At 27.0% G+C, this 11,336-nt stretch carries 10 protein-coding genes and 5 tRNA genes; 3 read left to right on the top strand and 12 right to left on the bottom strand.

What is annotated here, in order from left to right:
- Window positions 1–14: 14 nt before the first annotated feature.
- From ABXT56_RS02375 to ABXT56_RS02360, 4 genes are all read right to left on the bottom strand, one after another.
- Window positions 15–90: transfer RNA gene (locus ABXT56_RS02375), tRNA-Trp, on the bottom strand.
- A gap of 7 nt (window positions 91–97) precedes the next feature.
- On the bottom strand, window positions 98–1,288 hold the full coding sequence (gene tuf / locus ABXT56_RS02370) for an elongation factor Tu (RefSeq protein WP_415300918.1): 1,191 nt from the start codon (window positions 1,286–1,288) through the stop codon (window positions 98–100).
- Window positions 1,289–1,335: 47 nt separating this feature from the next.
- Window positions 1,336–1,409 (bottom strand) — tRNA-Gly (locus ABXT56_RS02365).
- A 46-nt stretch (window positions 1,410–1,455) separates the two neighbouring features.
- A tRNA-Tyr gene (locus tag ABXT56_RS02360) sits at window positions 1,456–1,541 on the bottom strand.
- A 130-nt stretch (window positions 1,542–1,671) separates the two neighbouring features.
- On the opposite strand from ABXT56_RS02360, the gene rlmB reads away from it, so the two are divergent.
- Together rlmB and ABXT56_RS02350 are read left to right on the top strand one after the other, a co-directional pair.
- Entirely contained in the window at window positions 1,672–2,415 is a 744-nt protein-coding gene (gene rlmB / locus ABXT56_RS02355) for a 23S rRNA (guanosine(2251)-2'-O)-methyltransferase RlmB (RefSeq protein WP_415300916.1), read from the top strand.
- 33 nt (window positions 2,416–2,448) lie between these two features.
- Window positions 2,449–2,524, top strand: a tRNA-Thr gene (locus ABXT56_RS02350).
- 232 nt (window positions 2,525–2,756) lie between these two features.
- On the opposite strand, the gene ABXT56_RS02345 is transcribed toward ABXT56_RS02350, so the two are convergent.
- From ABXT56_RS02345 to ABXT56_RS02310, 8 genes are all read right to left on the bottom strand, one after another.
- The gene (locus ABXT56_RS02345) at window positions 2,757–3,536 is read right to left on the bottom strand and encodes an NAD kinase (RefSeq protein ID WP_415300914.1); all 780 of its coding nucleotides are present in this window, start codon (window positions 3,534–3,536) and stop codon (window positions 2,757–2,759) included.
- Complete coding sequence (locus ABXT56_RS02340; protein WP_415300912.1) at window positions 3,536–5,500, bottom strand: acyltransferase family protein; 1,965 nt, start codon at window positions 5,498–5,500, stop codon at window positions 3,536–3,538. The genes ABXT56_RS02345 and ABXT56_RS02340 overlap by 1 nt, the downstream gene beginning before the upstream one ends.
- A 4-nt stretch (window positions 5,501–5,504) precedes the next feature.
- Window positions 5,505–5,590 (bottom strand) — tRNA-Leu (locus tag ABXT56_RS02335).
- Window positions 5,591–5,644: 54 nt separating this feature from the next.
- Window positions 5,645–6,040, bottom strand: coding sequence for a gamma-glutamylcyclotransferase family protein (locus ABXT56_RS02330; RefSeq protein ID WP_415300910.1), 396 nt, complete (start codon window positions 6,038–6,040; stop codon window positions 5,645–5,647).
- Between the two features lie 7 nt (window positions 6,041–6,047).
- Window positions 6,048–6,884, bottom strand: coding sequence for an NAD-dependent epimerase/dehydratase family protein (locus tag ABXT56_RS02325; protein WP_415300909.1), 837 nt, complete (start codon window positions 6,882–6,884; stop codon window positions 6,048–6,050).
- Complete coding sequence (locus ABXT56_RS02320) at window positions 6,877–8,571, bottom strand: carbamoyltransferase C-terminal domain-containing protein (protein ID WP_415300907.1); 1,695 nt, start codon at window positions 8,569–8,571, stop codon at window positions 6,877–6,879. The genes ABXT56_RS02325 and ABXT56_RS02320 overlap by 8 nt, the downstream gene beginning before the upstream one ends.
- A gap of 10 nt (window positions 8,572–8,581) precedes the next feature.
- Window positions 8,582–9,823: a glycosyltransferase gene (locus ABXT56_RS02315; protein WP_415300905.1), complete on the bottom strand. Its 1,242-nt coding sequence runs from the start codon at window positions 9,821–9,823 to the stop codon at window positions 8,582–8,584.
- 43 nt (window positions 9,824–9,866) lie between these two features.
- Entirely contained in the window at window positions 9,867–10,616 is a 750-nt protein-coding gene (locus tag ABXT56_RS02310; RefSeq protein WP_415300903.1) for a competence/damage-inducible protein A, read from the bottom strand.
- Between the two features lie 21 nt (window positions 10,617–10,637).
- Here ABXT56_RS02310 and sfsA point away from each other — a divergent pair, with 21 nt between their 5' ends.
- Entirely contained in the window at window positions 10,638–11,333 is a 696-nt protein-coding gene (sfsA, locus tag ABXT56_RS02305) for a DNA/RNA nuclease SfsA (RefSeq protein WP_415300902.1), read from the top strand.
- Window positions 11,334–11,336 lie beyond the last annotated feature (3 nt).

The raw sequence follows: 11,336 nt of genomic DNA, 5'->3' as shown, positions 1-11,336 counted from the left end.
ACTGTTAAGCTTATTGGCAGGAGCGGAGGGAATTGAACCCTCAACCTCCGGTTTTGGAGACCGGCACTCTACCAATTGAGCTACACTCCTATAGAGTTTACTCTATAATTTTAGTTACTACTCCAGCTCCAACTGTTCTACCACCTTCACGAATAGCAAAGTTCAATTTTTCATTCATCGCGATTGGAGTAATTAATGTAACGGTGAATTTTGCATCATCACCAGGCATAACCATTTCAGTTCCTGCTGGCAATGTTACTTCTCCAGTTACGTCAGTCGTTCTAAAATAAAACTGAGGTCTGTATTTAGTAAAGAAAGGAGTGTGTCTTCCACCCTCATCTTTTTTAAGTACATATGCCTGAGCTTCAAATTTAGTATGTGGTGTAATTGAGCCAGGTTTACATAGAACCTGTCCTCTTTCAACATCAGCTCTTTCAACACCTCTTAAAAGTACACCAACGTTATCTCCTGCTTCACCAGAATCTAAAAGTTTTCTAAACATTTCAACTCCAGTACAAACTGATTTATTTGTATCTCTAATACCAACGATTTCAACTTCTTCACCAGTTTTAATAACACCAGATTCTATTCTGCCTGTTACAACTGTTCCTCTTCCAGAAATTGAGAAAACATCTTCAACTGGCATCAAATATGGTTTATCCACTTCTCTAGTTGGCTGAGGAATAAACTCATCAACAGCTTTCATTAATTCTATAATAGAATTTTTTCCGATCTCTTCATCTCTACCTTCAACGGCTGCTAAAGCAGATCCTTTAACGATAGGGGTTTTGTCACCTGGATATTTGTAAGAAGTTAAAAGCTCTCTAATTTCTTCTTCTACAAGTTCAATCATATCTTTATCATCAACTTGGTCTACTTTATTTAAGTAAACAACAATTGCAGGAATACCAACTTGTCTTCCTAAAAGAATATGTTCTCTAGTTTGAGGCATGGGACCATCAGCAGCATTAACTACCAAAATAGCTCCATCCATCTGAGCAGCGCCTGTAATCATATTTTTTACGTAGTCAGCGTGACCTGGACAATCAACATGAGCGTAGTGTCTTTTTTCAGTTTCATATTCAACGTGAGCAGTTGAAATTGTAATCCCTCTTTCTTTTTCTTCGGGAGCTTTATCAATCTGATCGTAAGCAACAGCTTTTGCTCCACCAGTTTCTGCTAGCGTAATTGTTATCGCAGCAGTTAATGTTGTTTTACCGTGGTCGACATGACCAATTGTACCAATGTTACAGTGTGGTTTATTTCTTACGAACTTTTCTTTTGACATTACGTTTTTACCTCAGTTTTAGTTTTATTAATAATTTCTTTTTTTCTTGGAGCGGGTAAAGAGAATCGAACTCTTACATCCAGCTTGGAAGGCTAGCGTTCTACCATTGAACTACACCCGCACAACATCAAGAATAACACTCCATTGCTATAAAAAAATTTATTGAATGGTGGAGGGGGAAAGATTCGAACTTTCGAAGACCGAAGTCAACGGGTTTACAGCCCGCCCCATTTGACCGCTCTGGAACCCCTCCTTTTTGGGGAAGTGTCCCCTTGTTCAATAAAGCTTCAAACAACATGCGTTTTATATATTTTTATTATGCAATTGCAACACGAGATTTACTGTGAAAATGGAGGAAAATACGTATAAAATAAAGATAATTTATGAATAAATCATCTTTTTTAATTGTTGGCCAACATGCAGTAATAGAAGCCTTAAGAAACCCAAAAAGGAAAGTTTTGAAAGTTTTTTTAACTGAAGAAAGTAAAAAAAATATTCATAGAAAAAATCCAAAAAATAATGTGCTTGAGGATGTAAAGGTTTATTTTAAATCAAAAAAAGAGCTAGACAAATATACTTCAAAAGATCAAATGATGCATGGTGGCTATATTGCTGAGGTTGAACATATAGATCAACCAGAACTTAAGGAGTTCATAAAAGGAAAAAATAATTTAACATTAGTTTGTATTGATGAGGTAACAGATCCTAGAAACATTGGATCATTAATTAGAAGTGCAGCTTCATTTCATATAGATGGATTGATAGTTAAAGAAAGACAATTTCCGTCGGACAGTAAGCTTATGTATAAAGCAGCAAGCGGGTGTATGGAACACATTAATATTTTTGAAGTAGTCAATATAAACTCGACTCTTAAAAATTTAAGAGAAAAAAATTTTTGGGTATATGGTTTTGATGCTAGAGGAGAAAAAAACTTTACAGATATAAAATGGGAAGGAAAAAATGTTCTTTTATTTGGATCTGAAGGTTTTGGTATGAGAGAACATACAGGAAAATATACTGATTTTTTTGTTAAGATAGATATAAATAAAGACGTAGAAAGCTTAAATATCTCTAATAGTGCAGCAATTGTCTTTCATCACTTAAGATATTTAAAAAAAAATTCTTGATTAGTTTAAGATTTCTTAATAGAAATCAATTATGCCCTTGTAGCTCAGCTGGTAGAGCAATTGATTTGTAATCAATAGGTCCGCGGTTCGACTCCGTGCGGGGGCACCATCACTCAATAAAATTAAAGTTTATAATTTTTGCTAAATCAGTTTTTAATTAAATCTTATAATTGATTGTGCCAGGATTGGACCAGGATTGTGCTAAGATCAAGTGGTCGCTAAAAATTTTTTTATTTATTTTTTATCTTTTCATTTTTTTTGAAGAATAATAAATTGGCATTATGATTGATAAGCTAACGATAATAATTGCTAATATAATTTACCAAGTGTCAATTATCATTTTAATTATTTGAGGTTTCATTTCTAACTTGTTCAATTTTAATCTTTTTGTAAAGACTATTATTTCGATCATACAATAAATCAAAAATAATTTTCTTATTTGATTGAATTATAACAGTTTTGGCATTTCTAACTTCAAAATTATCAGCCACGGCACTAATAGGTCTTTTATTAGTATCTAAATTTTTAATTATAATTTTCGATTTATCACTAACAATTGTGCCTCTCCACCTTCTTGGCCTAAAAGGACTAATTGGTGTAACCGTTAATTTATTAGAATCTAAATTTAATATAGGACCATGAGCTGATAAATTATAAGCAGTACTTCCAGCTGGTGTAGAAACTAAAACACCATCAGAAACTAAGTTTTTAATTATATTTTTTTTGTTAGAAGATATTGAAATTGAAGAAGCTTGTTTGCTTTGCCTTAAAATAGATACCTCATTTATAGCTATTGATTTTTTTAATCTACCCACTTTAGTTTTTACAATCATTTGTAATGGATGAATTCTTACACTGTGAGAAGTTTTTAAATTTTTAAGAAAATTCTTATTAGAAAATTTATTCATTAAAAACCCATAGTTTCCAGTGTTTATCCCATAAAAAGGTTTTTTAAGTTTATAAAATTTTTTTAATGTTTGAAGCATGAATCCATCACCACCCAAAACAATAATCAGATTAGCTTTTTTAAATGTGGTAATTTTAATTTTTTTTAGTAACAAAGATTTAATTTTAAAAGAACTTTTAGTTTTATCAAAAACTAAGCAGAAACTGTTTTTCATTATTTATTTTCTAATAAGTTAATTTTTTCAAATATCAAATTATTTATCATTTTAGCACCTTCTAGTGATGGATGATAGCCATCAAAAAAGAAGAAATTATCTTCATCATGGGTTGAACATAAATTTAACTCTTCCTTACAAAAGGCTTTGTAAGAGTATACTTTGCTTACATTTGGTAAACTGATTTTTTCAAAAAAATTTAGAACTTCTTGATTTTGTTTCAAAAAATCAGAATATTTATAATCAAATACTCTTACCATATTCTCAAACTTTTTTTTTTGTAAATTTACACCTACTTCTGGGATTGGGTACAAAAGAATAACTTTATTATCTACAGATAACTCTTTAATCAAATTAATAAAGGCTTTTTCTATTACTGTAGAATCATATTCAAGCGTATCTTTATTAACAAATAACTTGTCCCAATGGAGTGCTCTTCCCTCTACTCTTTTATTGTAAAAGTATAATGATGTCACACCACCAATTATAATAATATTATTTTTAGATTTTTTTAAAATTTTATCAATATTATCCCTTGTGGTTTTATAATCATAGTTAATTTTTTTTGTATGTTTGTTTATTTGCTTAACATCTTTCAGGTGAAAATATCCAGCCATTGTTAATGGTAAAAAACTATATTTATCTCTTACTCTTTCACGAAGATCATATGCAAGACTCGCCATATGTGAATCTCCTAATAAAATAATCTTTTTTTTGTGATAACCAAAATTACAATGATTGACTCTTCTATTAAAACAGTAGTCATTATCTTGAGTCAGGTACATATATGTATGTTTTTCTTGATAATTTTTAACTTTTAATCTTTTGGCAAAGCCATCATTGATAATAACTGTAACAGTATAAGTAAAAATTATTAATATCGATATAATTAATATTGAAAGTACTTTTTTATAGGAATTAACTTTCCGAGCTGGCTGTTCTATAAAATAATAAGTAATGAATGCTAAAATAAAAGTTAATATAATTAAAAATAACTTACCTAGATTGTTGTTAAAAAAAATCTCTAAATTTTTAGCAAATGAAAAAATTGGGTAATGCCATAAATACAGTGAATACGAAATCAAACCCACTCCTACAAAACTACTATGAGATAAAATTCTTGTAATAATGTCATCTTTACTTGAAAACCATAATATTAAAGTAACACCAATAACTGGAATCAATGTAAGGGTAGATGGATGAAAAATTGTATTATCATAAAATATAATTGAGAAAATAATTAGCAACAAACCTACCAATGGAAAGATTTGACATAATAATTTTTCTTTACACCTTTGACCCAACTTAATCTCAAAGTAAGCAACTAATGATCCACAAATTAATTCCCAAACTCTTGCATGAAGTAAATAGAAAGTGAAAGAAGGATAATTTCTACTACCCCACTCTGCTAACATCATGCTTACAAAAAATAATATTAATAAAGCATAAACGAGGATTCTTCTATTATATCTAAATATAAAATATAATATAATTGGAAATATAATGTAATATTGTTCCTCAACTGCTAGGGACCATGTGTGCAGAAACGGTTTTAATAATCCTTCGGGAGATCCATATTCTAAACCTGAGTAATGAAAATAGAAATTCGATCCAAAGCCTAAGGAATATAAAATAGACTCTGAATAACCTAATAAATCTAGTGGATATAAATAAATCCAAGAAAATGGTATTGATAACAAAATGACAAATAATAAAGCTGGTAATATTCTTCTTACTCTTCTTTCATAAAAATTTCTAAATGAGAAATCACCTTTATCTATTAATTCTTTTATAATTATTGAGGTTATTAGATAACCAGAAATAACAAAAAAAATGTCAACCCCTATAAATCCACCCTTAAAAGGTTGTAAATTAAAAATAACAATTTGAGCATGATATAGAATTACTGAAACTACAGCTATGCTCCTTAATCCATCTATTTCTGGTCTATAATTAATTTTCACTTAATGGTGCCCTCGGCCAGACTCGAACTGGCACTCCGCAAGCGGCAAGGATTTTAAGTCCTTTGTGTCTACCAATTTCACCACGAGGGCATATATTATTTTCATTTGTTTAACTGTTTTTATTTATAACTCAACTACTTTTTGTTAATCTTTTAATGCTTTTTTGAGAATACGATTATCTAGATTACAATCTTTGTAACCTTTTTTTATAATATTTAGATAACGTTCCGATGGAAAAGTAAAACCTGTTTTTTTTGTCATCGTGTATGTCATCACTTTTTTTCTATAATAAGTAAAATAATATTTTTTATATATAATTGGATAATCCTCATATATATCTAATTTTTTTTCATCACTTTTAGAAATTTTATATAATGCTCCAGTAACAAATTGTTTTTTTTTAAACTCAATATCTGCATACATATTTCTGAAAGTTAATCTGTAATCACTTAAATTTATTTTTTTTAAAAAAATACTATCTTTACATCTTTTTTTCATTTGAAGATGATGAAGATTACTACCGTAAGCAAAATAAAGCATATAATTTCTATCTTATTTTTTTATGATATTCATTTTTAAAAATTTTTTTACTTAAATAGATACAATATTTTTTTAATTCAATTTTTTTAATTTTAATATTAAGTGTTTTACTAATTTTTGTATTATTTAAATAAAAATTTTCATTTTTTAATTTATGTGCAGATTCTACAAAAAGCTTCTTATCTTTATTTGCAAAATTTAACCAAGAAAGGAGTTCTTTAATATATATTTTTTTTCCTAAAGAAACATTATAAATACCATTAAGATTAGATTTTAGAATTTTAAGTATTATTTTGCAAAATTGTTCCATAGATATAAAATCCTTATAATAGTTTTCATAAAAAAATTTATTTTTTTTCTTAATAATTTTTAAATAATTTTCATAAAAACTCACCCTAACTTTTCTATTATTTTTGATTTCACCTCCAATAATATTTGGTATTCTTAAAATAATTAATTTTTTATTTAAAACTTTGAAACATTGTCTTTCACTGATTACTTTATTTTTAGCGTATAAATCTTGAGGTTTAAGCTTACTTTCTTCTTTTATATTTGGAACATTAGAATAAATTTTTCTAGTACTTAAAAAAATAAACTTACAATTTGTATCAAATATTTTATTTGATATTTTTAAATCAATATCTAAATTTTTATTATATTTATTTTCTATAAATTTTTTATTGATTGCAGCATTAATTATAAAACTGAAAGTATTAATATTCTTAATGTTACAAAACTCTTCATAAGAGAATGCTTTGAGGTTTATATTTTTTTTTTTCTGAAGATATTTCTTTAGGTTATGACCTAAATAACCAAATTTTCCTATAATAGCTACTTTAATCAAGATTTACTATTTGATGATCATTAATTACTAATATATCTATCATTTTTTTTTTGAAAGATTTAATTGCATCGTCTGGACTGCACACAATCGGTTCTTCATGAACATTAAATGATGTATTAATCAATGAAAGTCCACCAGTTTCTTTATACCACTTTAATAAAAGTGAATGTATTATTTTGTTTTTTTCTTTTCTCAAAATTTGTGGTCTAGCAGTATTGTCTACATGTATAATTGCTGGGCTATTTTTTTTCATTAAATTCGTACAATCATAAGTTATCGTCATAAACTCTGATAATAGGTGTGATTTTTGCCAACCTTTATAACATTTCTTTGCTAACTCAACTGCAGTAACAGGAGCAAAAGGCATAAATTCATATCTTCTTAATCTTTTATTAAGTCTGTCATTAATCGTAACATCATTGGAATGATAAATAATACTTCTGTTACACAATGCCCTAGCACCAAATTCCATTCTATCATTTAAAAAACCAATAACTTTGTTTTCTTTTAAACAATCAAACATAAAATTTGTTGTATTTTTTATTTTATTAATTTTAATATTATATTTTTTTTCTAAAGAACTTTTATTTAATTTAAATTTTGGTCCTAAATATAAATCTTTGAATTTTGTTTTTTTTTTATTAATTATCCAATTGTATCCTGCAGCGGCTCCTAAAGCTAAACCTTCATCACCAACATGTGGAAGAGTAAATATATTGTTAACTTCTTTTAATTCCCTAATTTTTTGATTTAATAATACATTTGCAAATACTCCACCAGCAATACATAAGTTTTTTTCATTAACTTTTCTCATATAGAATGCAACAATTTTTGTTATTAAGTTTTCCAGATGTTTTTGGGCCGCTGCTGCAATGTCAGCTTTTGAATGTTTTTTAAATATATTGAGTGCTTTTTTACTCCAAGCTTTCTTGTTATTACCATCTTCATAAAAAGGTTTGTAGAATTCTCCATTTACAGCATATATTTTTCCTTTTTCATAAAAAATCATTTTTTCCATGTATCTTAATAATTTCTTAGGATTTCCTCTTGCAGCTAACCCTGTAACTTTTCCTTCATGTCTGTGTGGGGTAAAACCTAATAATTTAGTTATTCTAGAATAGAAATAACCTAAACTATCATTGGTTGTAGACCTGTATAAATTATATTTTTTTCCACTTTTAATATGAGATACAGTTATTGCTTCAAAATCTCCTCTTCCATCAGCAGTTACTATTAAAGAATCTTTAAATTTAGATAAACAATACACACTATATCCATGACAATCATGATGTCTTAGAGAAATAGATTTTTTTTCAATCTTATTTTTTTTAACAAAATCAGAAAATTCTTTTCTAACATTAGCACCTCTGATTATTTCTTGTTCAATTCTCTCTCTAAATACTTCTAGTTCTTTAGGATTATTTTTAGTTTCGTATACAATTCTATCAAAATAAAATAACAAATCATCTTCAACTTTAAAACCTCGCGAATACCCGTAAACTATCTGATCTATATCTTCTAGTTTTAAATTTTGATCTTTTAAGACATAGTTAATTGATTGTGTTGGCCAACTTTTTTCTAACTTTTTTCTTGTAAATCTCTCTTCGCTTACACAGGATTTTAAAATATTATTTTTTATTAAACATGCACCTGATGTATAATCGTTTGTAATTCCAAGTATAATCATAAAAATATTATTATTTTAAAATTTGATTAAATGTAGTTATGTGTTTTTTTAAGCTAAGATACTTTACACCAATTAATCTTGAATTTTTTTTCATTTTTTCTTCATCCTGTCTGCTTAAATTTAAAAATTTTTTTATAGAGTTTGCAAGATTTATATAGCTTATTTTATTTATTTTATATCCATTAATTTTATTAATTATTAAATCTTTTGCTACACCAATATCAAATGAGATTACTGGAAGCCCAGACATTACCGCTTCATTGATCATCATTGGGCCAACATCTTCTGTTGATGGAGATATAAATAAGTCAGCTAATTGATATACTTTAATAAGTTTTTTTTCAGATATGATATTTCCTAAATTGAAATATTCAATATTTGACTTATTTAACAAGTTTTGAGCATAATTATCACCGATAGACATAAGGCAAAATTTTTTTTTTGATATATTGGATTGTTTAATCAAATAATTTATTGAGGAAATTAAAATTTTATTTCCTTTTCTTAAATGTGATGACGATCTAAATAAAATAATCTTTTTATTTATTTTAATATTCCACGGATTTTTTTTTTTAGTTTTGCTATTAGGTCTAAAACTATTTTCATCGACTGGTATCATTAATTTATAAGATTTTTTTCCTTTTGCTATAGATGAATTTTTAATTTGTTCACCCATCCAGTCTCCTGTGTATAAAAGGTCTAATTTAAGATTGTTAAAAATTTTATTTTTTATTAGGTGTGTTTTTCTTGGTCTGTATTGAAAAATCTTTTTAACAGCAGGACATTTATTACATTTTTTATGGAAGTTTTTACAACCCCAATTTATGTGACACCCTCCTGTAAGGGGAGCTATATCAATAACATTCCAGATTATTTTACATTTATATTTTTTTTTAATTTGATTAAGCAAAATAGGATTTATGAAATTTGTAACCCAGTGAAATATTACCACCTCTGGATTAAGCGTATCCATAAAATTTAATTCTCTAATATCATTGATCAGATATCTACCTTTATCATAAAATGCAAATTTATTATTTTTCGAAAGTAAAAAAAATTCTGCTTTATTTAAAAAGTTTTTAAAGATTCTTTTTTTATTAAGCTCAATTATATCTTTAAAATTATTTTTCTTTTCATTTACTACAAGATAAGAATTAAATTTATTTTTTTTAAGGTTTTTATGAAATCTAAAAGCAGCTAATCCAGCTCCAGTGTAATCATTCATACTAAAATGTATTATATTTTTTTTCATAAAAAGTTTTTTGCCTTTAAAACGACTAAAGGAAATTCATTAATTATCTTTCTACTACTTCTATCTTTTTTTTATTAACAAATTCTAGAATTTGAGAAGAACATGTGTCAATTTTATGTTTAAATTCAGAGCGTATCACAATTGATACTCCTAATTTACCAGCTTGAAAGAAAGGATAGCTACCAATCTCAATATCTTTATTCTTATTTTGGACTTCAGTTAATGATTTTGCTATTTCACTTTCAACAGTTCTCAAGCTAATTGTATGACTTAATATTGGTTCACCTCCAATTATCTTATCTTTTAATCCTCCCAACATTGATTTTAAAATTGAAGGAACGCCAGGTAAGCAAAAAACATTTTCAACATTGAAACCTGGTGCTCCACTAGTTGGATTTATAATTAATTTGGCATTTCTTGGCATCCAAACCATTTTTTGTCTACCTTCATTAAATTCACCAGGTTTATAATAATCTTCTAACATTTTAAATGCCTGTTTGTGGATTTCATAATTTAGTTTAAATGCTTTTGAAATTGATGCTGCTGTTATATCGTCATGAGTTGGGCCTATACCACCAGTTGTGAATACATAGTCACTTTTTACTCTAAGCTCATTAACTGTTTTTATTATTGTGCTTTCTATATCAGGGATTACTCTTACTTCTTCTACTAGAACGCCAATAGTATTTAACCATAGAGCTATTGCGCTCGTGTTCGTGTCTTGAGTTCTTCCAGATAGAATTTCATTGCCAATAATTAATATTGAAGCGTTTACCTTTGTGCTTTTTATCATTTTTAAATATATATTTAGTATATGAAATTTACCAAAACTTTAATTAAAGGCAAACTAATCAAAAGATATAAAAGATTTTTTGCTGATATCAAACTAAATAAAGAAGTAGTTACAGCACACTGTCCTAATACAGGCTCTATGAAAGGACTACTAGATAAAAATAATGAGGTTTTTATTTCTAAAAATGATGATCCTAAAAGAAAATTAAAATACACACTAGAAATTATTAAAGTAAAAAAGAATTATGTTGGTGTTAATACTCACTTTGCAAATAAAATTGCATTTCATGGCCTATCCAACAACTTAATTAAAGAATTGTCTAATAATGAAGATATTAAACCTGAGGTATTTTACAATAAAGAAACAAGATTTGATTTTTTGATAAAAAAAAAATTAGAAAAAATATTTGTTGAAGTTAAAAATGTTACTTTATTTAGAAATAAAAAAATTGCAGAATTTCCAGATGCAATCACTTCTAGAGGTACAAAACATTTAAAAACTTTAGTTGAAGCTAGAAAAAAAGGTTTTCAAACATATTTATTATTCTTAATTCAAATTGAAGGAATTGAAAGTTTTAAAATTGCAAAAGATATTGATAAAGAATATTATAAAAATTATTTAATTGCTAAAAAAGAAGGTGTTAAATTCTTAGCATATCGTTGTATTATAAGCTCCAAAGAAATAAAAATTGAAAAAAAAATAAAGATAGTGTCTTAAAAA

The organism is Candidatus Pelagibacter sp. Uisw_134_02, assembly GCF_047720265.1.
Lineage (GTDB): Bacteria > Pseudomonadota > Alphaproteobacteria > Pelagibacterales > Pelagibacteraceae > Pelagibacter.
This window is presented reverse-complemented; position numbering and strand designations above follow the sequence as displayed.

Coding starts and splice junctions, on each gene's coding strand:
- tuf (WP_415300918.1), bottom strand. CDS start 1,288: ATGTCAAAAGAAAAGTTCGTAAGAAATAAACCACACTGTAACATTGGT.
- rlmB (WP_415300916.1), top strand. CDS start 1,672: ATGAATAAATCATCTTTTTTAATTGTTGGCCAACATGCAGTAATAGAA.
- ABXT56_RS02345 (WP_415300914.1), bottom strand. CDS start 3,536: ATGAAAAACAGTTTCTGCTTAGTTTTTGATAAAACTAAAAGTTCTTTT.
- ABXT56_RS02330 (WP_415300910.1), bottom strand. CDS start 6,040: ATGCTTTATTTTGCTTACGGTAGTAATCTTCATCATCTTCAAATGAAA.
- ABXT56_RS02320 (WP_415300907.1), bottom strand. CDS start 8,571: ATGATTATACTTGGAATTACAAACGATTATACATCAGGTGCATGTTTA.
- ABXT56_RS02315 (WP_415300905.1), bottom strand. CDS start 9,823: ATGAAAAAAAATATAATACATTTTAGTATGAATGATTACACTGGAGCT.
- ABXT56_RS02310 (WP_415300903.1), bottom strand. CDS start 10,616: ATGATAAAAAGCACAAAGGTAAACGCTTCAATATTAATTATTGGCAAT.
- sfsA (WP_415300902.1), top strand. CDS start 10,638: ATGAAATTTACCAAAACTTTAATTAAAGGCAAACTAATCAAAAGATAT.